The 25,292-nt window shown below is 72.3% G+C and carries 26 protein-coding genes; 10 read left to right on the top strand and 16 right to left on the bottom strand.

Annotated elements, in window-relative coordinates; all coding sequences use genetic code 11:
* Positions 1-152 precede the first annotated feature (152 nt).
* Positions 153-836 (top strand): hypothetical protein, encoded by a 684-nt coding sequence (locus tag FLX08_RS32150; protein WP_142624018.1) that lies wholly within the window; start codon positions 153-155, stop codon positions 834-836.
* Positions 833-1,507 (top strand): DUF4166 domain-containing protein, encoded by a 675-nt coding sequence (locus FLX08_RS32145; RefSeq protein WP_142624017.1) that lies wholly within the window; start codon positions 833-835, stop codon positions 1,505-1,507. The genes FLX08_RS32150 and FLX08_RS32145 overlap by 4 nt, the downstream gene beginning before the upstream one ends.
* A 2-nt stretch (positions 1,508-1,509) precedes the next feature.
* Here FLX08_RS32145 and FLX08_RS32140 read toward each other — a convergent pair whose 3' ends face one another.
* Positions 1,510-3,618, bottom strand: a complete 2,109-nt coding sequence (locus FLX08_RS32140; RefSeq protein WP_142624016.1) for a glycoside hydrolase family 6 protein — start codon at positions 3,616-3,618, stop codon at positions 1,510-1,512.
* A gap of 119 nt (positions 3,619-3,737) precedes the next feature.
* Between FLX08_RS32140 and FLX08_RS32135 the strand changes: the two genes are divergently transcribed.
* Complete coding sequence (locus FLX08_RS32135; protein ID WP_208761789.1) at positions 3,738-4,373, top strand: TetR family transcriptional regulator; 636 nt, start codon at positions 3,738-3,740, stop codon at positions 4,371-4,373.
* Between the two features lie 30 nt (positions 4,374-4,403).
* Here FLX08_RS32135 and FLX08_RS32130 read toward each other — a convergent pair whose 3' ends face one another.
* Positions 4,404-5,366 (bottom strand): NAD(P)-dependent alcohol dehydrogenase, encoded by a 963-nt coding sequence (locus FLX08_RS32130; RefSeq protein ID WP_142624014.1) that lies wholly within the window; start codon positions 5,364-5,366, stop codon positions 4,404-4,406.
* Between the two features lie 101 nt (positions 5,367-5,467).
* On the opposite strand from FLX08_RS32130, the gene FLX08_RS32125 reads away from it, so the two are divergent.
* Positions 5,468-6,145 (top strand): TetR/AcrR family transcriptional regulator, encoded by a 678-nt coding sequence (locus FLX08_RS32125; RefSeq protein ID WP_142624013.1) that lies wholly within the window; start codon positions 5,468-5,470, stop codon positions 6,143-6,145.
* A 72-nt stretch (positions 6,146-6,217) separates the two neighbouring features.
* Here the strand turns inward: FLX08_RS32125 and FLX08_RS32120 are convergent, their stop codons facing one another.
* The 3 genes from FLX08_RS32120 to FLX08_RS32110 all read right to left on the bottom strand — a co-directional run bounded on the left by FLX08_RS32120 (position 6,218) and on the right by FLX08_RS32110 (position 9,258).
* Complete coding sequence (locus tag FLX08_RS32120; protein WP_142624012.1) at positions 6,218-7,783, bottom strand: hypothetical protein; 1,566 nt, start codon at positions 7,781-7,783, stop codon at positions 6,218-6,220.
* 110 nt (positions 7,784-7,893) lie between these two features.
* Positions 7,894-8,322 carry a hypothetical protein gene (locus FLX08_RS32115; RefSeq protein WP_142624011.1) on the bottom strand — a complete coding sequence of 143 codons (429 nt, stop codon included), beginning with the start codon at positions 8,320-8,322 and terminating at the stop codon, positions 7,894-7,896.
* Positions 8,323-8,409: 87 nt separating this feature from the next.
* Positions 8,410-9,258, bottom strand: a complete 849-nt coding sequence (locus FLX08_RS32110) for an SDR family oxidoreductase (protein ID WP_142624010.1) — start codon at positions 9,256-9,258, stop codon at positions 8,410-8,412.
* A gap of 84 nt (positions 9,259-9,342) precedes the next feature.
* Between FLX08_RS32110 and FLX08_RS32105 the strand changes: the two genes are divergently transcribed.
* Complete coding sequence (locus FLX08_RS32105) at positions 9,343-10,065, top strand: TetR/AcrR family transcriptional regulator (RefSeq protein ID WP_142624009.1); 723 nt, start codon at positions 9,343-9,345, stop codon at positions 10,063-10,065.
* A gap of 16 nt (positions 10,066-10,081) precedes the next feature.
* Here FLX08_RS32105 and FLX08_RS32100 read toward each other — a convergent pair whose 3' ends face one another.
* The 4 genes from FLX08_RS32100 to FLX08_RS32085 are packed head-to-tail and all read right to left on the bottom strand — an operon-like array spanning position 10,082 to position 14,215.
* The gene (locus FLX08_RS32100) at positions 10,082-12,109 is read right to left on the bottom strand and encodes a polyprenyl synthetase family protein (protein WP_167530650.1); all 2,028 of its coding nucleotides are present in this window, start codon (positions 12,107-12,109) and stop codon (positions 10,082-10,084) included.
* 20 nt (positions 12,110-12,129) lie between these two features.
* Positions 12,130-12,921 (bottom strand): ABC transporter permease, encoded by a 792-nt coding sequence (locus FLX08_RS32095; RefSeq protein ID WP_142624007.1) that lies wholly within the window; start codon positions 12,919-12,921, stop codon positions 12,130-12,132.
* Positions 12,918-13,547: an ABC transporter ATP-binding protein gene (locus FLX08_RS32090; protein WP_142624006.1), complete on the bottom strand. Its 630-nt coding sequence runs from the start codon at positions 13,545-13,547 to the stop codon at positions 12,918-12,920. Before FLX08_RS32090 ends, FLX08_RS32095 begins: the two co-directional genes overlap by 4 nt.
* 32 nt (positions 13,548-13,579) lie before the next feature.
* Positions 13,580-14,215 (bottom strand): hypothetical protein, encoded by a 636-nt coding sequence (locus FLX08_RS32085; RefSeq protein ID WP_142624005.1) that lies wholly within the window; start codon positions 14,213-14,215, stop codon positions 13,580-13,582.
* A 129-nt stretch (positions 14,216-14,344) separates the two neighbouring features.
* Between FLX08_RS32085 and FLX08_RS32080 the strand changes: the two genes are divergently transcribed.
* Together FLX08_RS32080 and FLX08_RS32075 are read left to right on the top strand one after the other, a co-directional pair.
* Positions 14,345-14,584 (top strand): ribbon-helix-helix domain-containing protein, encoded by a 240-nt coding sequence (locus FLX08_RS32080; RefSeq protein WP_142624004.1) that lies wholly within the window; start codon positions 14,345-14,347, stop codon positions 14,582-14,584.
* Positions 14,581-15,015: a PIN domain-containing protein gene (locus FLX08_RS32075; protein ID WP_142624003.1), complete on the top strand. Its 435-nt coding sequence runs from the start codon at positions 14,581-14,583 to the stop codon at positions 15,013-15,015. Before FLX08_RS32080 ends, FLX08_RS32075 begins: the two co-directional genes overlap by 4 nt.
* Before the next feature lie 38 nt (positions 15,016-15,053).
* On the opposite strand, the gene FLX08_RS32070 is transcribed toward FLX08_RS32075, so the two are convergent.
* Both FLX08_RS32070 and FLX08_RS32065 read right to left on the bottom strand, forming a co-directional pair.
* A complete protein-coding gene (locus tag FLX08_RS32070) occupies positions 15,054-15,788 on the bottom strand; it encodes a GNAT family N-acetyltransferase (RefSeq protein WP_142624002.1) in 735 nt (244 codons plus the stop codon).
* A 58-nt stretch (positions 15,789-15,846) separates the two neighbouring features.
* Positions 15,847-17,319, bottom strand: a complete 1,473-nt coding sequence (locus FLX08_RS32065; protein WP_142624001.1) for an FAD-binding oxidoreductase — start codon at positions 17,317-17,319, stop codon at positions 15,847-15,849.
* Between the two features lie 267 nt (positions 17,320-17,586).
* Here FLX08_RS32065 and FLX08_RS32060 point away from each other — a divergent pair, with 267 nt between their 5' ends.
* A complete protein-coding gene (locus FLX08_RS32060; RefSeq protein WP_208761788.1) occupies positions 17,587-17,922 on the top strand; it encodes a pyridoxal-phosphate dependent enzyme in 336 nt (111 codons plus the stop codon).
* Between the two features lie 7 nt (positions 17,923-17,929).
* On the opposite strand, the gene FLX08_RS32055 is transcribed toward FLX08_RS32060, so the two are convergent.
* The 4 genes from FLX08_RS32055 to FLX08_RS32040 form a co-directional block, all read right to left on the bottom strand.
* Complete coding sequence (locus FLX08_RS32055; RefSeq protein WP_244313063.1) at positions 17,930-19,387, bottom strand: NADH-quinone oxidoreductase subunit NuoF family protein; 1,458 nt, start codon at positions 19,385-19,387, stop codon at positions 17,930-17,932.
* Complete coding sequence (locus tag FLX08_RS32050) at positions 19,384-20,277, bottom strand: hypothetical protein (protein ID WP_142624000.1); 894 nt, start codon at positions 20,275-20,277, stop codon at positions 19,384-19,386. The genes FLX08_RS32055 and FLX08_RS32050 overlap by 4 nt, the downstream gene beginning before the upstream one ends.
* A 119-nt stretch (positions 20,278-20,396) precedes the next feature.
* On the bottom strand, positions 20,397-21,572 hold the full coding sequence (locus FLX08_RS32045) for a DUF1996 domain-containing protein (protein WP_142623999.1): 1,176 nt from the start codon (positions 21,570-21,572) through the stop codon (positions 20,397-20,399).
* A 24-nt stretch (positions 21,573-21,596) separates the two neighbouring features.
* Complete coding sequence (locus tag FLX08_RS32040) at positions 21,597-22,199, bottom strand: DUF4142 domain-containing protein (RefSeq protein ID WP_142623998.1); 603 nt, start codon at positions 22,197-22,199, stop codon at positions 21,597-21,599.
* A gap of 123 nt (positions 22,200-22,322) precedes the next feature.
* On the opposite strand from FLX08_RS32040, the gene FLX08_RS32035 reads away from it, so the two are divergent.
* Together FLX08_RS32035 and FLX08_RS32030 are read left to right on the top strand one after the other, a co-directional pair.
* Complete coding sequence (locus FLX08_RS32035; protein ID WP_312845745.1) at positions 22,323-22,901, top strand: sigma-70 family RNA polymerase sigma factor; 579 nt, start codon at positions 22,323-22,325, stop codon at positions 22,899-22,901.
* On the top strand, positions 22,901-23,101 hold the full coding sequence (locus tag FLX08_RS32030) for a zf-HC2 domain-containing protein (RefSeq protein WP_142623997.1): 201 nt from the start codon (positions 22,901-22,903) through the stop codon (positions 23,099-23,101). Before FLX08_RS32035 ends, FLX08_RS32030 begins: the two co-directional genes overlap by 1 nt.
* Here the strand turns inward: FLX08_RS32030 and FLX08_RS32025 are convergent.
* Entirely contained in the window at positions 23,058-25,289 is a 2,232-nt protein-coding gene (locus FLX08_RS32025) for a bifunctional polysaccharide deacetylase/glycosyltransferase family 2 protein (protein ID WP_142623996.1), read from the bottom strand. The genes FLX08_RS32030 and FLX08_RS32025 overlap by 44 nt on opposite strands.
* Positions 25,290-25,292 lie beyond the last annotated feature (3 nt).

The following is a 25,292-nucleotide window of genomic DNA, read 5'->3' as shown; positions in this document are numbered from 1 at the left end:
TGCGTCTGCCCAGTGCGATCTGAAGCCGACGATCTCAAGCTGTAGGGCGGGGATATTTCTGTGCAAAACCGAATGAACTCTCGGACTTGAGCGGTCGCTTAAATCGGCCTACTCTCGGTTTTGAGCGGTCGCTCAAGACGTGAGGGGTGCGCATGGGCCGGTTTGTGTACGTCGAATGCTGGATCCGGGCGGACATGGAGGCCCTATGGGAACGGACGCAACGCCCTGACCTGCATCAACGATGGGACTTACGCTTCACGGAGATCGACTACCTGCCGCGCGCACACGGTGAGCCGCAGCGGTTCCGGTATGCCTTTCGGCTCCTGCCCGGGCTCGTCATCGACGGCAGCGGCGTTACGGCGGGAGACCGCCGCGATCCCGAACACAGGACGTCGGCGCTGCGCTTCGCCTCCGGCCATCCGCTCTCGCTGATCCGCTCCGGCTCCGGCTACTGGCGTTACGTCCCCACCGACGACGGCGTCCGCTTCATCACCCGATACGGCTATCGCCCCGGCTGGGGCAATGCCGTCGACCTCGTCTTCCGTCCCCTCATCGGCTGGGCGACGGCCTGGTCCTTCGACCGGCTGCGCCTCTGGCTGGAGACCGGCCGGACGCCGGAGCGTTCCCTGTGGCAGGCCCTCGCCGAGGTCTGCCTGCGCACCCTCACGACCGCCATCGCCATCACCACCACGCCGACCGCCGTCGCATGCCTGATAGGAGCGGCGGCCGTCCTCCTGCCGCCGCTTCCGTCGACCCCGGCGGCCCGGCGATGCCTGCGCCGTCCGCCCGACCGGCAGGCGGCGACAGCCCACCACACCCTGATGGAGACGCTATGACCTCGATTTTCGAACGTGCCCTGGGCGCCGATTTCGCCCGTCTGCACCCGGAACTGCAACGGCGCTTCGGCGTGGGCGTCGCCGACGGGCGGGCCTGCGTCGGCACGGGGGTGATGGAGCACGTCTGGCATGCGGGCTTCACCCGGCCGTTCCTCGCTGTCGGCGGGACCCGCAACATCCTGGTCCCCGAGCAGGGCCGGCAGGTGCCGTTCACCATCGAGAACTACCCGTACGTCGACTCGTACGGGCGGGAGACGGTGAGCTTCGTCCGCATCTTCGATCTGCCCGGCCGCCGCAGGCGGTTCGACGCCCAGATGGTGTTCGACCCCATCAGAGGGATCGTCGACTATCTGGGCTCGCACCAGCATCTGGCCGTGGACCTGGACCTTGAGGTGGACGAGCGCGGGGGCCTCGTCATCCGCTCCAGTGAGTTCCGCCTGCACGAGGGCCGGCTCTCCTGCCGCCTCCCCGGAGCGGTCACGGGAACGGCCGTCGTCAGGGAGTCGTACGACGACGAGGCGGGGGAGTTCCGCGTCGGGGTCACGGTGTCCCACCACAGGCTGGGGCCCATGTTCGGCTATTGGGGCGCGTTCCAGGCCCGCTACGTCGACGTCACCGAGCACGGCGTACCCGCCACGATCAAGCCGCTACGCGAAGAGGCACGCCTTTGACATCAACGCAGCGGCGGGACGGCGTTGCGGGCGCGGTCGAGGGCGAGGGCCGGCCACCAGGTGCCGCCGACGGGGGCCACCTGGTGATAGACCGGATCCTCCGGCCCGGAGCCGCCCCGCAGGCACCGGCCGTTGGACTCCCCGGGGTGGCGGATCCACAGGAACGCGTCGGCCAGCTCGTTGCCGGTATCGGTGGTCGGGCGGGGGCCGACACCCCGCCCTGGCGGGTTGCACCACAACTGAGGGTCGGCGTACGTGCCCTCTGGCGCAGACCACACGCCCTTGCCGTTGCGGCTGGTGTCGATGACGAAGTGGGTCAGCGGCGCGTCGGCCGGCACGGCGGCGATCTCGGCGTCCGTGCAGGTGCCGCCGCCCTTGGCGCTCACCACATAGACGCAGCGGGAGAGCCGTTCCCCGTACGGAAGGAGGGTGTCGGTGTGCTGGAAGTCCGAGCTGTTCAGATAGAAGCCGTCGGCCCGGCCGGCAGCGGCCTTGACGAGCCGCTCGGCCATGATGCTGACGGACTCGGGCCAGCCCTGGATGCCGCCGTCGAGATACACGGCCGTGTGCGGCAGCGCCCCCAGACGGTCCACCGCGTAGCCGAGCTCGCGATAGCGCGCGGCGGTCCCCGCCGCGCCGCCCTCATCGCAGCCGTCGGTGCCGGGCACCTTGGTCAGGCTGTTCGGTTCGAGCACGACCACCGCCCGGCCCGCGCCGATGCCGGTCGCGATCTGGTCGATCCAGTGCCGGTACGTCCGCTCGTCCGGCGCCCCGCGGCGGGAGCAGTCCGTCAAGGGGATGTAGTCCGTCATGAACACCGGTGTGGCGTCGTGGGCCGCGGCGAGCCGCATGGTGGTCGTGACGGTGTCCTTCACCTCGGCGGCCGGCATGTTCAGATCCACGGAATGCGGCACCGCGGCCAGGGCGCGCATCAGCGCGGCGTCGGCCTTCCTGCCCTGCGCCTCCCAGATCTCCGCCTGGCGCTGCGGGTCGGGCTCCTGCCTGTAGGCGAACCGTACGCCGGGCTCGCGCAGCGGATTGCCGGCGGTGCCTGCGGCGGAAGCGGACGGGAGAGCGGGGGAAGCAGTCGGGTGAGCGGGGGATCCGGACGGGAGAGCGGCGGCCACGGAGGTGGCCGACGGGCCGGACGACGAGGGCGAGCCCGGCGAGGTGCCCAGCCACACCGCGGCCGCCGCCGCGGCCAGGGCGACGGCCCCCGCCCCGATGCCCATCGCCAGCCTGTGGCGGCGTCTCCCACCACCCCCGGGCATGGTCGCGGGGGCCGTGGAGCCGACGAGCGTGTCGAGAATGTCCTGCACGGTCGGGCGTTCGGCGGGGTTCTTGGCCAGGGCGCGGGCGACGAGCGCGCCCAGCGGCCCGTCGAGGCCGGTCAGGTCGGGATCCCCGTTGATGACCCGGTTGAGCACGACCGGGAGCGATCCGTTGCCGAAGGGGGCGCGGCCCGTTCCCGCGTACGCGATCGTGCTCGCCCAGGCGAAGACGTCGGAGGCGGGAGTGAGGGGGCCGCCCTCGAACTGCTCGGGGGACATGAACGACGGCGTGCCGACGACCGCGCTGCTCATATGTCCGGTCATGTCGGTCAGGTGGGCGACGCCGAAGTCGATGACCTTGGGGCCGACGGGGGAGAGCAGGACGTTGCCGGGCTTGAGGTCGCGGTGGATGATCCCGGCGGCGTGGATGGCGCGCAGCGCGGTCGCGATGCTGACCGCGAGTCCTTCCAGGCTGGAGCCGCGCAGCGGCCCGTCGCGTACGACGGCCTCCCGGAGGGTCGGCCCCGGGACGTATTCGGTGACCAGGTAGGCGGTTTCGGCGTCCATTTGGGCGTCGAGGACGGCGGCGGTGCAGAAGCGGGCGACCCGCTTGGCGGCCTCCACCTCCCGGCGGAAGCGGCGGCGGAAGCCGGGGTCGGCGGCGATGGTGTGGTGGAGCAGCTTGACCGCCACGCGCGTGCCGTCCGGCGCCTCACCCAGATAGACGGTGCCCATGCCGCCCTCGCCGAGCCTGCGCAGCAGCCGGTAAGGCCCCACCTGGTGCGGGTCACCTGCCCGCAGGCCGCCGGGTAAGCCGTCCGCCTCGCTGCCGCCGTACACATCGCCCCCGCTGGGATGTCCGGGAAGTCACTTCGGATCTTATGACGGCCGCCGGGCGGGGTCATCGCCGGACGCCTGCCACTACGGTGAAGCCGCGAACAGGAACGAAGGGGGAGATGATGGGCGACACCCGCACACGGCTGCTCGAAGGCGCCCTGGAGACGTTGCGCACCCAGGGCATCGCGGGGGCCTCGGCGCGGGCGATCGCCACCGCCGCCGGGGTGAACCAGGCGCTCGTCTTCTATCACTTCGGCACGGTCGACGACCTCCTCGCCGCGGCCCTGCGGTATGGCTCCGAGCAGCGGGTGGCCGTCTATCGGGCCCGGTTCGCGGCCGTGAGCTCCCTGCGGGAGCTGCTCGACCTCGGCCGTTCGCTGCACGCCGAGGAGCGCGAGACGGGCAACCTCGCCGTGCTCGCCCAGATGCTCGCGGGCAGCCAGATGGACGGCAGGCTCGCCCCCGCCACCGCCGACGGCCTCGGCATGTGGGTCACCGAGATCGAGGAGGTCCTCGGCCGGGTGCTGGTCGGCAGCCCGCTCGCGGAGTTCGTCGACGTCGCCGGGCTCGCCCGCGCTACCGCGGCGGCCTTCGTCGGCCTCGAACTGTACGACGGGGTCGACCGCGACGGCGCGGAGCGCGCGTTCGACAGCCTGGAGCAGCTCGCCGGTCTGGTCGGCGTCCTGGAGGACATGGGCCCGCTCGTACGGCGCACCGTACGGGCCCGCCTCCGCAAGGCCGGCACCACCGAGAAGTGAGTCGGCGAGAGACGAGCCGGCGCAGTGCCGTCAGTCCACCCTGACGACGTATTTGCCCCGCACCCCGCCCGCCTCCAGCGCGCGGTGGGCCGCCGCCGTCTCCTCCAGCGGGAAGCACCGGTCCACCGCCGGGCGCAGTCTTCCCTCCGCCACCTCCCGGGCGAGGTCGTCGAAGAGCGCCCGCCGGGGGTTGCCGCTGAAGAAGCGCACCCGGCCGCGTCCGTGCACGGCGCTGGCGGCGAGGTAGCCGAGTGAGGCGGCGGGCCGGGTCAGGTCGAAGGCGATGGTGACCATACGCCCGCCGGGCCTCAGCAGGCGCCGGAAGGCCCGCAGGTCGGTGCCCGCGGTGTCGAGGACCACGTCGAGCAGGCCCAGTTCGCCCGGCGTGACGGTCCGGTGGTCGACGACGTGGTGGGCGCCGAGCGTACGGACGAAGTCGAGGTTGGCGGCGCGGGCCAGGGCCGTGACCTCGGCGCCGTAGGCCCGTCCGAGCTGGACGGCGGCGTTGCCGACTCCGCCCGCGGCGCCGCGTACGAGCAGTCGTTCGCCGGGGCGCAGCCGGGCCTTGTCGCGCAGCGCCGTGATGGCCGTGGTCGCCACCGGCAGCGCGGCGGCTTCCAGCAGATCGAGTCCGTCCGGGACGCGGCCGAGCCGCTCGGCCCGGACCGCCACATAGTCGGCGGCGCTGCCGAATCCGGTGCGGCCCACGACGCCCCACACCCGGTCGCCGACCACGATGTCCGTCACGCCGGCGCCGAGCGCGGCGACCTCGCCGGTGAAGTCCAACCCGACGCGTTGCGGGAACTTCCGTCCGGTGAGGAGACGGACCCTGCCGGAACGGGCGGCCGTCTCTCCGCCGTTGACGCTGAACGCGCGCACCCGCACGAGCACCTCGCCGGGCGCCGGCTCCGGGCGTGGCACCCGGCTCACGTACAGCACCTCGGGGCCGCCGTATCGGTCGAACAGCACCGCTCTCATCGTGTGGTCGTCCATGGCTCTCACCTTCGCCGTCAGTGGCCGTGCGGGCATCGGCCCCGAGCGTAGGCTTCTATGTGGACGGCATCGTCCGCTTACATCGGAAGTGAGAAACAGTGGTGGAGGATTCCTCTCGGATCGCGGGCCCGCGGATGCGGGCCGACGCCCGGCGCAACCAGGGGCGCATCCTCGCCGCCGCCCGTGAGGTCTTCGCCGAGCACGGGATCGACGCGCCCATGGCGACCGTCGCCCGGAGGGCCGGCGTCGGCGTGGCGACGCTTTACCGGCGTTTCCCGACCCGCGACGCGCTGGTGCGGGCCGCGTTCGCGCACCAGATGCAGACCTGCGCCCGGGCGCTCACCGAGGCGCTCACCGACCCCGACCCCTGGCGGGGCTTCCAGCGGTTGTTCGAGACGGTCTGCGAACTCCAGCGGGAGGAACGCGGCTTCCCCGCCGCGTTCGTCGCGGCCTTTCCGGACAGCACGGCGGGACACGCGCAGGCTCGGGAACGGACCGAACGGGACCTCACCACCCTGGTCCGCAGAGCCCAGGCGGCGGGTGCGCTGCGGGCCGACTTCCACCCTTCCGACCTCGTCGTGGCCCTGTTGTCCCACTGCGGTCTGGTCACCGCGCTGCCGCACGACAGTGCGGCGTCCCGGCGCCTGGTGGCGTACCTGCTGCAGTCGTTCCGCGCCGAGGCGGCTCACCGGCCCCTGCCCCCGCCGAGCGCTCTGTCGCTGCGCGATGTCCCGATCGCGGCCGACGGCTCGCAGAGACAGCGTTCCTCCAGGGCCTGACGCTGTGAGTGGGCGACGCCCGATGAATCGCGCTATCGCACGCAGAGCGCGGAATTTCGGCGGGGCGCCCGGTCAGCGGTCGCGACGGCCGTTGTCGCGGCCCTCGTCCTGCCCGCTCTGGCCGAGGCCGGTGAACTGCCGGAGGAACGCCCGGTAGGCGTCGGCCCGGACTCCGGGCGACGGCGATCGAACACCCTGGACGATGCTCTGCGGGATGCCGCCCGCATCGGGCCGCCTGGACCGGTAGTCCCGCAGCCGTTCCCGATGCTCGTCCGCCCAGTCGTGCAGCGCCCCGATGCGGGCGAAGTGGAACGCCACGGCCAGCAGGGGAACGACGAGGATCGTCGTCACGACGAAGCCGACGTCGTGACGGAGCACGCCCAGGATCAGGACGGCTCCGGCCACGGTGCCGGCTCTGATGAGACCCCTCCGAACGCTTCCAGGGTCGGCCCGGGCTTCCTCGGCCCACTCCCGCAGGCGGTGCAGCGGAGGCTGGTACGCCGCGCCGAGCCGCAGGACTCGTGGCACCCAGCCCGCGTACGCCGCCAGGGTCAGCGCGACGAGATACCACGACACCGTCGCGGCGATGTCCGGCTCGGCCCACCCCCAGATGATCCAGGGCACCGGGACCGTGGCGGCGCCCCAGGCCCCGAGCCACAGCGTCGCGCGGCCGACCACCTCCAACCGGGCCGTGGGCGAGAGCCGCCGGCGCTCGTAGTCGGCCCACTCGCGGTCGCGCAGCGCGGCGGCGTGATCCAGCACGGCCGTCATCCGCTGGTTCTGCAGGTCGGCCGCCGCCTGCCGGCGCCGCTCTTCCGCCTGCGCGGCGGCGTAAGCGGTGAGGTCGGTGCGTACGAGCCATCCGACAGGGGTGTCCGGGCCGCCGTCCCGCGCGCGCAGCCAGTCGTACCACTCGATCTCACCGGTGGCGGGTGGCGGTACGTGCTCGGATGCGGCGCGCAACCACGTCATGGTCTCCGGGTAGGGCAGGAGGGCCGCCAGCAGCAGCCCGCGCGCCCCGCTCTCGGCCCACTCGCGGGCTTCGGACGGCAGCCCGGGAACCCTGGCGGCCAAACGCCGCCACGACTCCCAGACCTCGTCCCATGCCTGCTGCGTCCCGCGCAGCGCGCTCAGCACGGTGAACCTGGCGAGGGCGTCCAGCAGGCCGCCCTCGCAGAGGTCGCGGTAGAGCTCCCATTGGGGGCCGCTTTCGCGGATGCGGCCGATCCTGAGCGCCTCGGACAGCGACTCCACCGTGACCGGCGTCCCTCGCCAGACGGCTTCTCCCGCCGGATCGAGCCAGCCCAGCAGGTGAAGCAGTTTCAGGTCGGCCGGGAGACTTCGGTCGCGGAGCCGATGGTCGATGAGCTCGATCTGGGTGGTCAGGTCCTCGGCGGTGAGACCGTCGAGCTCGCGCAGCCAGGTGAGAAGGCCGAGCCAGCCGTCGGAGGGCGCGCCGGTCGTGGCCGCGCCCTCGAAGAACTGACGTCTCGCGGCGGTCCAGTCGCCGCGGATGGCGGCGGCCAGTTCGTGCCGCGTCGTGACCGCCGCACCGGCGAGGACCAGCGGGCGGCGCTGCGGCGGCGCCTGGTGGATGTGGTTGATCTGGACGTTGCGATCCCCGAGCTGGAAAGGCACCGGACCGTGGAAGACGTTTCCCGTTACCGCGTCTTTCCCGGTTGCTGCGTCTTTTTTCGTTGCTGCGTCGTTTTTTGTTGACCTGTCTTTCCCTGATTCGGGGTCGCGGGTCATGCCGTCGGCCCGAAGTGGTTGTCCTGACGGTTGTTGTCGCCGACCTGGAACGCGGTCGGTCCGCGGAAGACGTTCCCCGACACTCCTCCCGCCGATGCCTGGCGGGCCTGGTCGGCGAGGTCGTTCAGTTCGCGGGCGACCCGTTCGCGTTCGGCCTCGCCGAGGCTTTCCAGCAGCATCTCGAACCTGGCCGCCCAGGCCGCCTCCTGCCTGGCCCGGACGAGCGCGGCCTCGCCCGGGGTGGGCGAGGCGAGATCCGTCGCGGTCTGGTCCAGCCGCATCAGCTCCGTCCGCTCGCGTTCGGGATCGTCGCGGCTGAGCAACCGCGCCGTCCGCTGCCGTACGATCGCCCACGCGTCGGTGCCCGCGGCCTGCACCACCGCGGTTCCGCCCGCCGCGACCGCCGCCGCCACCCATTCGAGCATTCCCGGCCCCCTTACAAGATCCAATGACAATGTATATCTGGACTTGACGGAGCCGCCGGAAAACAGCCGACGGAAAACAGAAACGCGTCAGTTCGTGAGCGCGTCCGCCAGCAGGTCGCGCAGCGCGATCGGCTTGCGGCCGAGCAGCTCCCCGAGCGTTGGATCGACCTCGGCGAACTCGCCCCGGCGGCCGGCCTCGAACATGCCCAGCAGGAAGCGGGCCTGCCGCTCGGGAACGCCGTGTGACACCATGCCCGCCACCCACTCGTCGTCCGGGACGGTGACGCGGGTGATCTCGCGTCCGGTCAGCTCGGAGGCGATCGCGGCGGCGTCCGCCAGGTCGAGCGCCTCGGGGCCGGTCAGCGGCGCGGTGATCCCGTCGAGCGGGCCCTCCTCGGTCAGGGCGACGGCGGCCACCTCGGCGAGGTCGGCGTGGGCCGTCCAGGAGACCGGGCCGTCCTCGGGCGCGACGAGCGTGCCGGTCTCGAGCGCCTGACGCACGAACTGCACCGCGGTGGTCGCGTAGAAGCCGTTGCGCAGCGCCGTGAACGCGACGCCGGACGCGCGCAGGTCCTGCTCGGTCTCGGCGTGGGACGGCATCGGGACGAAGGGGGAGGCCGGGTTCGCCCCCATGTGGCTGGTGTAGGCGATCCGCTTGGCCCCCGCTGCCGTGGCGGCCTCGATCGCCGTACGGTGCGGGCGTGCGTCGGCAGGGCCCGAGACGACGAGCACCTGGGACGCGCCCTCGAACGCGTACGCCAGGCTCTCGGGGTCGTCGAAGTCGCCCTGCCGCACGCGGACGCCGCGCTGGGCGAGGTCGCCGGCTTTCGAAACGTCGCGGACGCTGACGCCGAGCCGGTCGGCGGGGACTCGCGCGAGCAGGTGCTCGACGACGCCGCGCCCGAGCTGACCCGTCGCCCCGGTGATGATGATCACGATCCACTCCTTGCTATCGGTGTTATCGCGATGACGCTAACACTGGAAATTCACCGATATCAACTCGCTGCTATCGTTGGAATCATGAGTGATCCCGAGAGCGAGACGGCGAGCGGACGCGACAGGACGCGGGCGCACATCGTGTCGGTCGCGGCCGGGCTGCTCGCGAGCGGCGGGCGCGAGGCCGTCTCGACCAGGGCGGTGGCCGCGGCGGCGGGGACGCAGGCGCCGACGATCTACCGCCTGTTCGGCGACAAGGAGGGCCTGCTCGACGCGGTCGCCGAGTATGGCTTCAGCTCCTATCTGCGGGACAAGAAGGCGAGCCCGCCGGTCGGCGACCCGATCGAGGCGTTGCGCGCCGGATGGGACCTGCACGTCGGCTTCGGGCTGGCGAACCCCGCCCTGTTCTCGCTCATGTACGGCGATCCCACGCCGGGGCGGCAGTCGCCCGCCGCCGTCGCCGCCTTCCGGATGCTGGGGGAGCGCATCCGCGCCATCGCCGCCGCCGGGCGGCTGAAGGTCGGCGAGCGCCTGGCGGCCGACCTCGTGCACGCCGCCGGCTGCGGCACGGTCTTCACGTTGCTCGCCCTGCCCGTGGAGCGGCGTGACCCGCGCCTGTCGGAGAGGGCCCGCGAGGCGGCGATAGCCGCCATCACCACCGACGTTCCCGTGGTCGAATCCCCCGGACCGGCCGCGGCGGCGATGGCGCTGCGCGCCGCGCTGCCCGACGCCACAGCTCTCACCGACGGCGAACGCCACGTGCTCGGCGAATGGCTCGACCGGCTCGCCGCGGACGGACCCGGCTGAGGTCTGGACGCGAACGTCAGCGGGCCGCGCCGGTCTCGGCGTACCCGGCCTCCTCGGCGTACTCCGTCAGGAGCTCCCGGCGCAGCCGGGCCAGGTACGTCTCACTGCCGGCGGACGACCGGTTGTAGCGGTCGATGTCGCGGAGGGCGCGCCAGCCCGGGAGCCGCTCCCGGGAAAGGCGCAGGAGACCCATCCCGGTCTCGCAGGCGGCGCCGCCGTCGGCGGGCCGCAGGATGGCGGGTGCGGCGGCGAGTATGGCGTCCACCTGGGCGAAGCCGTCCTCGACCTGGCGCGTCACCTCGTCGATCGCCTCCTGCCTGGTGCAGCCGGTCTCGTGGCGGAGCACCCTGACCAGGTTGTAGGGAGCGCCGACGGCCTCGTCCTCGTCCAGGGTCAGCAGGTCGTTCTCGGCGAGCGCCGCGGCCGCGGCGACGTTCAGCAGCCGGCGGACGAGCGGATGGTCGCGCACCCCCGGTTCGAGCTCCCCGCCGTACGTGATCTCGAAGGTGTCCAGGAAGACGGGTGCTCCGGAGCTCCCCAGGCGCAGCGCGTACTGGTCCCGCAGGCTGGGGACGAACCCGCCGAGCCGGTGGCACGCCTCGCGCTCGGCCGCCTCCAGCCACTCCTCCAGGTGACCGAGGGCGCGCGCCCGCCAGGAGGGCGGCTGGATCAGGCGGACCCGCTCCCACGCCTGGGCCATGGCCGTGGCGACCGCTCCACCCGCCGGCGGAGTGTCGCCGAGCCCGCGGACGAGCAGGGCGAGCCCGTGGCGCAGCCGGACGATCTCGCCGGGGTCGGTGAGTCCCGGCTCGTCGAAGAGGTCGTCGACGACGGCGATCATCAGCATCCAGCGGGCCAGCGTCTCGGTCTGCTCGGCGTCGGCGCCCGGCCAGAACCGCGCGGCCGTCGAGGCCATGGCGTTCCACCGCGGGTGGCGCGCCTCCTCCGGAGTGGCGGCCAGCCCGGTGTCCAGCAGCCAGGCGTCCAACCGCTCCTGCACCTGCTCATGCCGTCCGGTCAGGGCGCCGGGCCGAGCGGAGGCCGGAGCGGGAGAGGTCACGGCGGGGGCGGCCCTGCCGCCGGAACCCGTGATCGACCGCACGTAGCCGGCCAGCCCCTCACGCGACCGTGGATCGCCGAAAGCGTCGAGTCTTCTCAGAGCCGTCTCCACATGGGTGTCGGCGACCTGCCGGGCCTCCTCCACGGCCCCGCACGACAGGACCAGTTGCCGCGCCCGCTCGGCGTCGGCCGCGGTCAGGCCGCGGCGCAGCAGCCGGGCGAGCGAGGGTTCGCGGCCCAGGGCCCGGATCACGGGGAGCGTGTAGACGCCTTCCACGATGTCGGAGTTGGCCGGTTTCCCGAGCTCTCCGGTCGTCGCGGTCAGGTCGAGGATGTCGTCGCGCACCTGGTAGGCCATTCCGAGATGCCAGCCGAACCGTGCCAGGTCCTCCTCCGCCTCGGGGTCCCGCCCGGCCTGCATGGCGCCCAGCCGGCAGGCCAGGGACAGCAACTCGGCCGTCTTGGCGCCGGTCACCTCCAGATAATCGGCCTCGGTGCGGGAGAGCAGGAAGCGGTCGGCGGTCTCGGCGATCATTCCCGAGCAGATGCGCCGGGCGGTCTCGGCGACCATCAGGGACTCGCGCCGGCCCAGCTCGGAGAGGATCCGGCTGGCGCTGGTGAACAGCAGGTCGCCGGCCAGGACCGCCAGGCGCGCGCCCCACACGGTGTTGACGCTCGGCCTTCCCCTGCGCCGGCGCGCGTCGTCGATGACGTCGTCGTGATAGAGCGACGCCATGTGCAGCAGTTCGACGGCCGCCGCCGCCTCGACGGCGCGGACGTCGGCGGCCCGCTCCGGCCCGGCGAGCACGTAGTAGGACAACAGCGTCAGAGTGGGCCGGATCAGGTGGCCGCGACCCGCAGGCTGCCTGGTCAGCGGGGCCAGCTCGGAGCGGCTCGGCACGTCCGCCATACCGACGATCTCCCGCACCCGATCAAGGTCGGACTCCAGGGCGGGGAAGGCACGAGAAACGCTCTCGGTTGTCACGGATGCTCCTGACGGGGGACTCATGGATGCGTTGCTGTCACCGGCCCGCCGACCGGCCCCTGCACGCGCGTACGGCCGGCGAAGGCGGAGATGCCGAGGGCCACCGTGGCCAGCGCCCAGCACACGGCCGGGCCGACGGCGCTCCAGGGCACCGTGTCCATGGCCACGGCCGCGACCGCTGCCTGCATCGGCCCGTAGTCGGGCAGGTAGCGCACCAGGACACCGGTGGCCGCCGGGGTGGCGAGCGGGCTCTGCAGGGCCAGGTCGATCGAGCAGATCACGGTGACGAGGACCAGGCCGGCCAGGTCGCTGGTCAGCACCGCGGCGAGCGCGACGCCGATCCCTCCGTAGATCAGCGCTCCACCGGCGAGGGCGGCGGAGAGCAGCAAGGGCTGTGCGGTCGGATGGGTCAGGCAGATCAGGCCGGTCGCGTAGAGCGCGACGACGAGCGCGACCACCACCAGGGCGGTGAGCTTCGCCGCGATCAGGCACGGCTGCGGGAACCCGGATCGCACCAGCCGGCGGTCGAACGGCGCCGAGTTCATCGTGGTCACGAACATCATGAACCCGGTGATCAACGCCAGGATCTGCAGCGCCCCGCCGAGCTGGTTGAGGACGCCGGCCGGCATCGTGACGGTCCGGTCGGCGGCCCGGACGAAGAACGGCAGCGGGATCTCCAGGGACAGGGCGTAGATGAGGATCATCCACACCGGGATGAAGAGCACGATGATCACCAATGCCAGCCGGTTGCGCAGGTGCTCCACGAACGTCATGCGCACGGCGGTGGCGTAGCAGGTCCAGTGACCTTTCATGCGGCACCGGTCCTGTCCGCGGCCCGCAGCACGCCGCCCTCCAGCCGGTGGAGGGTGTCGAGGCGGGCCGCGTCGTACGCGAGGTGGGAGACCACCAGCACCGAGCGGCCGCGTCCGCGCAGCTCCTCGGCCAGGTCCCAGAACCGTACGTAGGTCTCCCAGTCGAAGCCCTGGTAGGGCTCGTCGAGCAGGAGCAGGTCCGGGTCGTGCATGAGGGCCAGGACGAGGTTGAGCTTCTGCCGCGTGCCGCCGCTCAGCGTGGCGGGGCGGGCCCGGCGGGAGCCGGAGAACCGCAGCGCCTCCATCAGCTCCTCGGCCCTGCGCAGGCTTTCCAGGCCGTAGGCGACCTGGAAGAACCGCAGGTGCTGATCGACCGTGAACGCGTCGTGCAGCACCGTCTCCTGTGGACAGTGCCCGATGCGCCCGCCGTGGCGCACCGACCCGCCGTCCGGCCGCAGGTCGCCGGCGAGGACGCGCAGCAGCGTGGTCTTGCCCGCGCCGTTCTCCCCGACGATCCCTGCCACCCGGCCGGGCGGCAGATCGAGATCCACACCACGCAGGACCGGGTTGCCCCGGTAGCTCTTCCGTACGTCCCGCACCCGCAGCACGGACTCATCCGACGGCATTCGGCACCCTTCCCCGCCCGGCCCCGCGTCGGCTACTTGTCGACGGCGATGAAGGCGACCGTGCCGCTGCCCTGGGCGCTGCTCACGCCCTTGCTGGAGCACTGGCTGATGTCCGAGGTGGGAGCGGCCTTTCCGGCGATCCGCTTGCCCTTGAGCTTCCCTTCGGTGACCTCGCCGACCAGCATCATGTCTCCGGGGTTGTACGAGGCGATCCCGTCGAGGTTGGGGTGGACCGTGGATGTGCCCAGCGTCTTGCCCTGGGCGTCCTTCCAGGTGATGGTGCCCGTGCCGGCGACGTTCTGGACCCCCGTGCAGGACGCCTGCCCGGTGCCCTTGAAGGTCGCCGTGCCCGAGCGGATGTTGGGGAAGCTCCCGTCGGGAGAGGCGCAGCCGGTGAGCGCCACGGCGCCCTTGGCGGTCACCGCGCGGGCCTCCTTGCCCACCGCGGGGTCGGCGGTGATCGGGCCGTCGGTGCTCACCGCGCACGTGAGCACGGTGTGGCCGCCCGGCTGCTTCGGCGAGGGATCGGCGACCGGCCTGGTGCTCTGGCTGCCGCCGCCCGACGTGCCCTGGGCGACCGACGGGACGACCGTCAGGGCCAGGCCGACGACACCCGCCGCGGCGCCGACGCCGCAGGCCAGGTAGACACGCGATCGAGAAAGGTTCATGGACATCCCCCCGGGAAGATTGCTGTCGGTAATTTACTTATCACACTCGGTAACGGGAAGGCCTATGACCCGATGTGGGTCACCCGACGCGCTCCCTCATCGAGGCGGTACGTGTGTTAGTGTTGGTACATGTCTATGAAGAGGACCAACGTCTACGCCGATCCCGAGGACCTCGCCCTCATCAAGGAGGCCGCGAAGCGCCGGGGCATTCCCGAGGCGGAGATCATCCGCGAGGGAATCCACTTGGCCGCGATGGCCAATCGCGTGTGGGACGAGCCGCTGGACTGGCCGACCTTCGAGGGCAGCGGCGAGCCGATCACCAACGATGAGATCACGTCGGTGGTGGCCAAGGGAGCTGCCGGCAGGTGATCGTCATTGCCGACACCTCCGGAATCATCGCCGCGTCCGATAGGAACGCCGCTGACAGCACCGGCTGTCAGGCCGTCCTGCGCGAGGCCGGGACCGTGGTCGTCTCTCCACTGGTGTTGGCGGAAGTCGACCACATGGCCAAGGTCCGGTTCGGCTCTGCTGCTCGGGCTCAGATCCTCGCCTTCATCCTCTCCAACGCGCGCCGTCTGCGCTTCCAGGTCCCGGAAGTCTCGACCGAGGTCCTGGAGGCGGCCTGTACTGTGCGGCGCCGCTATGCCGACCTGGACCTGGACCTCGCGGACGCGGTCAACGTCGTGCTGGCAGCGGAGTTCCGGACGGACGCCGTGCTCACGCTTGACCGTCGTGACTTCCGGGCGCTACGCCCTCTGACTCCGCATAAGGCATTCCGGCTGTTGCCGGATGACATGTAGCCACGCCTGGGACTGCCTGAGGGGGTCGGCGGTTCGGCTCAGATCACTACTGTCATCACGGTCTCGACGACGTGGAAACCGAGCCTCTCGTACACGTGGCGGGCCATGTTGCCCTCGGTGACCACCAGGCCCAGGCCGCTCAGCCCGTCCGCGCCGGCGCGGGCCAGGGTGGCCGACAGCATGAGCGCGCCGAGACCTCGCGGCGACCGGTCCGGGTGCCGGAACACGTCCGCGATCCACGCTCCCCGGTCCGAGTCGTGCGCGAAAACGCCGCCCACCACCTCGCCCGTCCCAGGGGAGTCCTCCCGTACGGCGAGGACGCTGCAGGGAAGCAGGGGGCCGATCTCCTCGCCGCTCAGGAGCGGGACGAGCTCCTCGTTCAGGGCCTTCTCGCGATCCCGCGGGCGGTGGTCGGGATGGCCGGGCGGGTAGGCGGCCAACCACGCGGGGAGGATCTCGGCGGGCGGCCGATCACAGGGGACGATCAGAAAGCCGTCCGGAGCGGTGCCCGTGACCGGCCGGGAGACCGGCAGGTCGCACCGCATCACGTGCATGTGCCGCAGCAGCCGCGCGCCCCGGTCGAGCAGGGCCTGGCCGAGTGCGACCGGCGCGGAGACCGCCCAGCCGGACATCCGCGACGTGATCGCGTCGGCGGCACCCGGGCCGACGTCCTCGATCGCGTACGCCCAGGGGCTGCCGTCGTGGACGCCTTCCCGATAGCTGCACACCGGGACGCCGTCGGCGCCGATCATCGTCCGCCGCTCCTCGCTCATACCGCGAGGTTCGCGCAGCCCGCCTCGCCCGGCAACCGGTTAAGAGCGTCGCGGGCCGTTAGACGCCCTGGGGGAGACGGAACAGGCGGTGGGGGTCGTAGGCCGCCTTGACCTGGGCCAGCCGTGCGGCGTTGGCGCCGTAGTACTGCTGCCGCCAGTTCTTGAGCTCCGGATCGACGTAGTTCACGTACGCGTGGTCCCCCAAATGGGGCCGCATGGCGGCGTGGGCGGCCCGGGCCCAGGCGGCGGCGCCGGAGAAGTGGGAGAAGTACTGCACGCCGAACAGCGCCTTGCGGTGGGGGAAGGCGGTGGCGTCGGGGCGCACCCGGGCGACGGCGCCGCCGAGCGCGTCGAGCATCACGATGTGCCGGCCCGGCGCGGCGACCTGGGCCACCAGCGCCTTGATCCCGGCGGACGACAGCGGCGTGTAGGCGAAGTGCGACTTGGCCGAGAACGAGTCGCGGACGAGCTTGCCGCTCGGGTTCTGCCCCGGAAGCGTGCCGGGACGGTGGCACTGGGCCACGGACGTCGACGCGCAGCCCGCCTCCACCATCATCGCGTGGTCGTAGGCGGAGGGCGCGACGTAGCGGGTCGACGGGCTCGAACCGACGCGGTCGACGAGCTTCTGCAGCAGGTTCTCGCACGCGGTCCTGCCGCCGAGGTAGAGGCCGCCGACCATCACGTCGAGCGACGGGTCGTGGCCGAGACGGCAGTTGGACCACATCGCGTCGGGCGCGGCGGGTGCCCACGCCTGCCAGGCCTTCAGCACCGCCGCGGCCTTCGCCCAGGGCCAGTGCAGGAAGAACAGGGTCACAGAACGCGTCCGATGAGTCCGGAACGTGAACGACGTCGCCACGCCGAAGTTGCCGCCGCCGCCTCCCCGGGAGGCCCAGTAGAGGTCCGGGTGCGAGGTCGGCGAGCAGGTGAGCACCTTCCCGTCCGCCGTGACGACCTTCACGGACTCCAGCACGTCGCAGGTCAGGCCATATTGACGCGACACCACGCCGATGCCGCCGCCCAGCGTGAGCCCGGCCACCCCGACCGTCGGGCAGGAGCCCGCGGGGATGCTGACGCCGTGCGCGGCCAGCTTGGCGTACACGTCGACCAGTCGCGCCCCGGCGCCGACCGTGGCGTGGCCGCTCGCGTACGACACGCCGCTCATCGGCGACACGTCGATGACGAGCCCGCTGCCCGTGGACCAGCCCGCGTAGCTGTGGCCGCCCGACCGGGAGATCACCGGCACGCCGTAGCGCCGGGCGAACGCCAGGCACTCCGACACGTCCGCCGCGGTCGTGCAGTAGGCCACCCCGGCCGGGCGGGCGGAGTCGAAGGCCGAGTTGAACACGCGGCGCGCGTTGTCGTACGACGCGTCGCCGGGGCGGATCAGCCTGCCGTCCAGCCCCCGCCCGAGCGCGGACCAGTCGGCGGGACGGGGACCCGCGGCGGCGAACGCCACACCAGAAGCCGCGCCGGAGACGGCGGCGGCCCCGGCCAGGGCCGAAACGCGAAGGAAACTCCGTCTGTCGATCATGGTCGTACTCCCCGAGGTGCTGATCTCCCTCGTTGAGACGCTCATGGAACCGGTCAGGTTGGTAACAACCCCATCACTTCAGTCCTACTCCCCGGCACGTGAAGCCGGTGGCCGCCAGCGCCTCTCAATGCCCGAGGGGCGTGAGGCCGAGAGCCTCCGGAGTGAACGCGTAGCGCTCGAACCAGCGGTGCATCTCGCGCTGCAGCGTCCGGTCGCCGTCCACCCGTACGCCCGTCATGGGCATCGGCGGCGGCGTACGGGAAACGGGTGTGCTGGAAACGATCGGGAACACGCCGCTCGTGCGGCTCGGACGCCTTCGCCCACCGCATCGAAGGCATCGGCATCGGCTATCCGCCGCCCATGTGGGATCCCGCCCTGGCGGACGAGATCATCCCGGTCTCCACCGGCGACGCCGAGGAGATGGCCAGGCGTCTGGCCCGGGAGGAGGGGTTGTTCGCCGGCACCTCGTCCGGCGCGAACGTCCTCGCCGCGATCCGGCTCGGGCGGCGCCTCGGGCCGGGCGCCGGAGTCGTCACCCTGCTGGTGGACTCGGGGCTGAAATACCTCGGCACCGACGTCTACCGGCGCCCCACGCCAGGGTGAACCGAGGTCACTTCGTTCCTATGCGGAGGGCCAGCGCGGGGCACATCTCCACGGCCTTCTGCGCCTCGCCCAGCAGCCACGAGGGCACACCGGTGTCCATGAACACCGGAAAGCCGTGCCGGTCGAGCTTGACCAGCTCGGGCACGAGGTGCGCGCACAGGCCGTGGCCCTGGCAGCGGGTCCAGTCGACGACGAGCCTGGCGTCCTGCGCGTCCTCGATCGGCAGCGGCAGCACGCCCGTGGTCGTCCGCCCGCAGCCGCCGTGGAAGCGGTGCTCCTCCACGTCGTCGGCGAACGCGTCGAGCGCCGACAGCACGAACCTGGCCGAGCCGTCCGGGTGGAAGCAGGCGCCCCGGCCCTTCACCGCGGCGGCGGCCCGGCGGACCAGATCGGGGCCCTCCGGGTCGCCGTCCTGGAGCCGGCGGCAGGCCCGCGCGAGGTCCGGCAGCCCGAGGCGGCACGGCCCGCACTGCCCGGCCGACTGCGCGGCGAGGTAGTTCGCCACCCGCGCCGTCTCGCCGAGCGGGCAGGTGTCCTCGCCCAGCACCACCACGATGCCCGCGCCCAGCTCGCCGCCCGCCTCCTTCGCGCCGCGCCGCGACAGGATCGCGCCGTACGCGTCCTCGGCGGCCATCCACGTGCCGTGGTAGCCGCCGAGCAGCAGCCCGTCGCCGATCTTGGCCTCGCACAGGTTCAGCACGTCGGCCAGCGGCACGCCCGGCGTCACCTCCACGACCGCGGGGGTGGCCACCGAGCCGCCGACCGTGAGCAGGATCGTCCCCGGCTCCTGGACGGTGCCCACCGCGGCGTACTCCTCCGGCCCCAGCTCGGCGAGCACGGCGAGCTGGGCGAAGGTCTCGGTGTTCGACAGCAGGGTGGGCAGCCCGCGCACCCCGCTGTCGCTGGAACGGACCTTGCGGCCCGGGGGCAGGCCCGCCTCGCCGTTGACCGCGCGGACGAGCGCGCCGCCCTCGCCCGAGACGAACCGCTCCTGGATGCCCGCGACGCGGACCAGGCCGGTGAGGCCGCGCTCGGCCACGGCGGCGGTCACCGAGGCCTCGGCCAGCTCGCCGGCGCCGACCGCGATCACGACCTCCCGGGAGCCGAGCGCGCTCGCCGCGAGCAGGGCGCCTTCCAGGACGAGATGGGGCGCCCGGGTGAGCAGCGTCTTGTCCTTGAGACTGGCGGGCTCGCCCTCGGCGGCGTTCACCAGCACGACCGTCTCGCCGTCGCGGGCGCGGGAGGACACGGCACGCAGCTTGCGCGCGAACGGGAACGCCGCCCCTCCCCGGCCCCGGAGGTCCACCTCCTCGGCCATCGAGATCAGCGTGTCCACGGTCTGGCTCGGGAGCCGGTCGTGGAACCTGTAGTGCGCGTTCAGGTCGAGCCTGCGGTGGTCGTCCAGCCCTGCGGTGAGGCGGGCCGGGCCGAGCCGCCGGACATGGGAGACGCGGTGGGGAATCACACGATCCTCCGGAGGCGGGGTTCCTGGGGGGTGGGAGGTGTGCCGGGCATGCCGAGGACGTCGTGGGGATCGGTGCCGGTGCGGCGGAGCACGGCGGCCTCACGCGGAGGCTGCTGCCGCCGTACGGCGGGCCGCGGCGCGTCGACGTCCTCCCGGGACATGCGGCCCGTGCTCCACTCGCCGCTCCATTCGGCGTTCCAGTCGCCGGTCGGCGCCTGCCGGGCGGGCCGGGTGGCGGCGGCGAGCCGGATCAGCAGGGCGGCGCCGACCGCCGCCAGGCAGGCCACGTAGCTGAAGGTCACCCAGGGGGCGGCGGCCCGGCCCGCGGTCAGGCCGTGCAGGATCGCCACCGGCCAGGCGAGGTAGGCCAGGTCGTGCAGCCCCCGCCACAGCCAGGGCCGCTCCGCCTGGGCGAACCTGCCGCGCATCACGCCGGTCGCGACGATGACGACGAACAGGTCCGAAGCCACGGCCCCCAGCGACACGTAGACGTTGGTGGTGGGGATCACCGACCCGTACGGCGGCACCAGCCCCGCGGCGATCTTCATGCCGATGTGGACGATCAGGAAGCCGATGCCGAGCAGCGCCATGGCGCGGTGCACGAGCTGGACGCGCACCCGTTGCGAGATCGGCAGGACGACGCGGTCGGTCGCCGCCAGGCCGAGGGCGACTGTGGCCGTGAGGCCGACGAGCGAGAAGACCCCGGCGTAGAACGTGAGGAACGCCTGGGCGTCGGCGAGGAACGCCGCGCCGCCGCTGGTCCGGGTGGCGGCGAGCCCTCCGGTGAGGGCCAGGGTGACCACGGCGCCGAGGGCGATCCGCACGCCGCGCCTTTCGAGGTCGAGGCCGGAATCCGGCCGGGTGTGCCGGGGAGCCCGTCTGCTGGGCAAGGATTCCTCCGTTTCGTCGATGCGGGCTCGGAGTGGGAGGGCGCCGCTCCCCGTCCTCAGGCGGGGGTGGTCTGCGAAGGACCGGACGGGGAACGGCACGATCAACGGGGTTCGGCGGCTCAGCAGCGAAGGCCGCGGTTGACGCAGGTGACGACCGTGTTCATCAGCCGGTCGGGCATGACGTTCTCGAAGTCGGCGTGGTCGGTGACCGGGTTGTGCCGCTGCTCGGGGAAGCTGTCCACGGCGAACGACGGCCCGCTCGGCACCGAATAGGCCAGCGTCATGCGCAGCTGCGGGATCGCCCGGGTGCCCGCGGGGCAGGCGCCGTTCGCGCCGGGGAACACGACGTGGGTCCTGTGGTTGGCGCTGTCGGTGTTCTGGCCGTCCCAGCAGCTGGGGAAGTCGAGCACGCGCAGCACCAGGCTGCCCCGGGGGCAGAGCGGATATTTGCTCGTCAGCCGGTTGGTGAAGCCGGTGCAGGTCCACTGCGCCCTGGCGTTGGCGCCGCCGTTGGTGGCCGCCTTCGCGTCGCCGGTGATCAGCCTCAGGAACCGGGGCATCGCCACGACCCTGCTGACCGGGTTGCCGCGGAACTGCAGCGTGACCGACCGGGCCAGGAGGATGCTGCCGACGTTGCCCTCGGACGCGCCGCCCGGCTCGTCCGCGCCCGTACCTGCTCCCGTGCCCGTACCTGCGCCCGTACCTGCGCCCGTGCCTGCGCCCGTGCCTGCGCCCGGGCCCCGGCCGCGGTTCTGCCCGGTGCGGAAGCGCCCCTCCTGGAACCGTTCTGTCTGCAACCGCCCTCCCTGCGAACCGGCGGAGGCGCCCGGCGAGGGGGAGGCCGACGGTGCCGCCTGGGCGGCGCCGACGCCGGTCCGGCTGCGCAAGACGGGCCAGAAGTACGCCGACCTGTCGCCGAACCGGCAGGTGGTGCCGCCCGCGGCGAGGCTCTGGTCGGTGGAGAAGCCGTTGGTGGTGAGGTTGCCGACATAGTCGTGCACGTGGTGCGCGCCGTTCGACACCCCGGGCGTGACGATGTGGTTGTCGGAGTTGCGGTGGCCGTTCTCGTTGCGCCCGCAGCGTGAGGTGAACGAGCCGCGCCCGGCGCGTACGCCGGTGTCGCCCGGCGGGACCTGCCGGATGTCGACGAAGTCCTCCAGGGCCGGGCCGATGTCCTCGCACTCCGCGCCCTGGACGGAGGGGTCGCAGTGGTCGGCGAACGCGGGCCGGCCCACACCGGTCAGCGAGCCTGCGATCAGTACGCCCGCCGTCGCGAGCACGAGCCGTTTTCGCATGGAGTCTCCCTTGGAACAGTGCTTCTAGACCGCGGGGGTGGGCAGCGCGGAGTAGTCGACGAGCCCGGTGCCTTCGAGCAGCGTCATGTGCTTCATCACGACGTCGACCGCCTGCCCGGCGAAGTCGCGGATCAGGCTGTTGCGGGTGCCCGCGCGTACGGCGGAGACGAAGGTGAACACCTTGCCGTGCGCGTCGCGCAGGCGGGCGGTGAAGACGCGGTCGAAGTCGGCGCCGCGCAGGGGCGCCATCTCGTCCAGCCATCCGCGCTGGTCGGGGTTGGGCTGGTCCGGCAGCGGGACGGCGAGCTTGGCGGCGAGCTCCCTGACCGCCGCGTCGAGCTTGGTGTGGTCCTCCACGAGGTGCATGCCGGCGTCCTTGACCTTGCCGCTGCCGGCCCGGTCCTGGGCCCAGCGGCCGGCGGGGATCTCCCAGAGCCCCGCCCAGCGCACCCGGACCAGCAGGTCGCGGTCGGCCGGGCCCAGCGGGCCGTAGGGGGTCTGCGTCCAGTCCGGCCCGGACCAGCCCGCCTGCGACGAGGCGCTCCGAGGGACGACCACGACGACCGTGACGGCCGCCGCGAAGAGGAAGACGCCGAGCACCAGGAGTTCCCCAAACCGGAACCGCATCGTGCCTCCTTTCGTGACCTTCGGTCGGAGGTACGCGGTCTCCTCGGGCGCGGTTCAGGAAATAGTCAGAAATGACTGGAGTTACGGATGTGGTGTACGAACCAGTAACCCTGGTGCAAATATGTGGCCGTGCGTCGACAACTCGACAGCCGGTTCGTGCGTCTTGACCCCCCCGACTATGACGCTGACAACGACGATCGGGACGAACGCCTGATCCGGGAGCTGTACCGCGAGTTCGGCGGTCCGCTGCTGCGTCATGTGCGCAAGACGACCGGCAACGACCTGCAATGGGCTGAGGACGTCGTCCAGGAGACGCTCGTGCGTGCCTGGCGTAACTCGGCGAAGCTGACGTGGGAGCCGCCCCTGCTGTGGGCGTGGCTCCTCACCGTCGCCCGCCGCATCGTGATCGACGGGCGCCGCAGGCGCGGCGTACGGCCGAGGGAGGTGGAGGCTCCCGAAGAGGACAGCATCGCCGTACCGGACGGCTCGGACCGGACGCTGGCGGCCATCGTGGTCGCGGACGCGTTGCGGCACCTGTCGAGTCAGCACCGGGAAGTTATCGAAGAGACATACTTACGGGACCGGACGGTAAGCCAAGCGGCCGAGGTTCTGGGCATCCCACCGGGTACCGTGAAATCCAGGCTCTTTTACGCCCTGCGCGCACTTCGCACGGCCCTGAAGGAGAGGGGGGTGGCCAGCTGATGTCCGCGTCGTCGCCGCACTTCGACGTGGCAGCGTACGCCCTGGGAGTGCTGGACGACGACGACGCCGAGGCGTTCGAGCGGCACCTCGACGAATGCGCGCCATGCCGGGCGGAACTGCTGGAGGCTCAGGAGCTGCCCGGCATGCTCGACGCCTTCAAGGACGGCTCCGTCTCCTCCTCGGAGCGTTCCCACCCCTGACCGCCCCGCGCCGGCGGCCCGCGAGAGACGGCTGCGGGACGGACCGGTCCGGCAGGGCGAACGTGCTCGGCACGGTGAACGTGCCCTCCCTGCGTACCGTGTGCCACCGCAGCCGGGCCCCCAGGATCGCGGTGGCCACCGACTGGATGACGACCAGATACATGAGCTGCCGATAGACGAACTGCTGCAGCGGCAGCGCCCACAGCACCGAGGCCCGTTCGCCGTCGAGGCGCAACGCGTACCAGCCGGTGAGCGCCTGCACCGCGACGAAGCAGGCCCACACCGCGACCACGGGCAGGGGATCGCCGACGAACAGCCCATAGAGGGCCATGACGTCGACGACGGGGGCCAGCAGCGGCAGGATCACCTGAAACAACGTGAGATAGCCGAGGCATCGGCGGCCGAACGGACGGCGCTCCACGACCGCCCCGCGATGCTTCCAGATCGCCTGCAGCGTGCCGTAGCACCACCGGTAGCGCTGCCGCCACAACTGGCCGAGCGAGGCCGGCGCCTCGGTCCAGGCTCGGGCCCGCTCCTCGTAGACCACCCGCCAGCCCCCGCGGCAGATCGCCATGGTGAGATCGGTGTCCTCGGCGAGCGTGTCCGCGGTGACGCCGCCGGCCGAGGCCACCGCCTCGCGGCGGAACGCGCCGATCGCCCCCGGCACCGTCGCCATGCAGCCGAGCAGGTCGAATGCCCGGCGGTCGAGGTTGAACCCGACGACATACTCGATGTGCTGCCAGCGGCCGATCATCCCGCCCCGGTTGCCGACCTTGGTGTTGCCGCTCACCGCGCCGACGGCCGGGTCGGCGAGCGGCCGTACGAGGTGGCGGATGGTCGGGGGTTCGAAGACGGTGTCGCCGTCCACCATGACCAGGATGTCGTGGGCGGCGTGCGCGATGCCGGTGGTGAGCGCGGCGGGTTTCCCGGCGTTCGGCTGCCGGATCACCCGGACCCCGGGCAGGCCGAGCGATGCGGCGATCCGTCCGGTGTCGTCGGCCGAGCCGTCGTCCACGACGACGACCTCGACCGGGCCCGGATAGTCGGTCCTGACCAGGGACCGCACGGTCGCCTCGATCCCCGCCGCCTCGTTGTAGGCCGGGACGATCACCGAGACCGGCGGCGGGACCGTCCAGCGGGGCAGCCCGGCGGATCCGCGGCGCGTCCTGCGGGCGTGCGCCCACGCCAGCGCGACGAAAAGGGTCAGCCGGAGCAGGGTGAGCACCCCGGCCGCGGCGAGGAACCAGCCGAGCGCGCCGACGAAGGCGAAGGACGCCCGCTGGGCGAAACCCAGCACCGTGCCGAGGACACGCTCGTCGGGGGCGGCGGCGGCGTGCGCCGTGGGGAGCCCGACGGCCTCGGTGAGCGTGGTGGCGGCATATCCCTTCCGCTCCAGCCGGGTGAGCAGCCGGTCGACGGCGGCCAGCGTGCGGGTGCGGTCGCCTCCCGAGTCGTGGAACATGATCACCGCACCCTCGCCCTCGGCCATGCGCGCCAGGGACGCCAGGACCATCTCGTCCACGGGCGGGCGGCTCCAGTCCTGGGTGTCCACGTCGGTGAACGCCACGAGATATCCCTCGTCGCCGAGCAGCCGCATCGCGGCGAGCTGCCCGAGCCCGGCCGCCCCCGGGCCCGAGGAGTAGGGAACGCGGGCGAGTCGGGTGTGGATCCCGGCCGCCGCGGCCAGCGTCTTCTGGGTCAGCGACATCTCCACGCGGACCCGCCAGGCCGGCACCGCCGTCAGGTCGGCGTGCGTGTAGGTGTGGTTGCCGATCTCGTGCCCTTCGGCGACCACGCGGCGGGTGAGCTCGGGATGCTCGGCGACGTGGGCCCCCAGGACGAAGAAGGTCGCCTTCGCGTTGTGCTCGCGGAGCAGGTCGAGCAGCCGGGGCGTCCAGCGCGGATCGGGACCGTCGTCGAAAGTGAGCGCCACCCTGCGGGGCCTGGGCCGTGCGCTGAGCGGCCGGGACCCCGACAGGTTGACCAGAGGGCCGCCCGCGCGGATCGGCTCCAGCTCGGCGGAGTCGCCGTAGTCCGCCACGGGCGGCTCGGTCTCGCCCACGACGTTGTGCGCGTACGCGTCGAGCAGCAGCGCTCCGGTCATGAGCAGCGCGGCGATCGCGACGAGGAACCAGTGGCCGCGTGGCTCGGCGGGCCGCCGTCCGGCCGGTCTGCGGCGTCGTCTCATCGA

Origin of the sequence: Microbispora hainanensis, from assembly GCF_006874475.1 — a bacterium.
Classification (GTDB): Bacteria; Actinomycetota; Actinomycetes; order Streptosporangiales; family Streptosporangiaceae; genus Microbispora; species Microbispora hainanensis.
The sequence above is the reverse complement of the archived record's forward strand: the minus strand, read 5'-3'. Positions and strand labels throughout refer to the sequence as shown.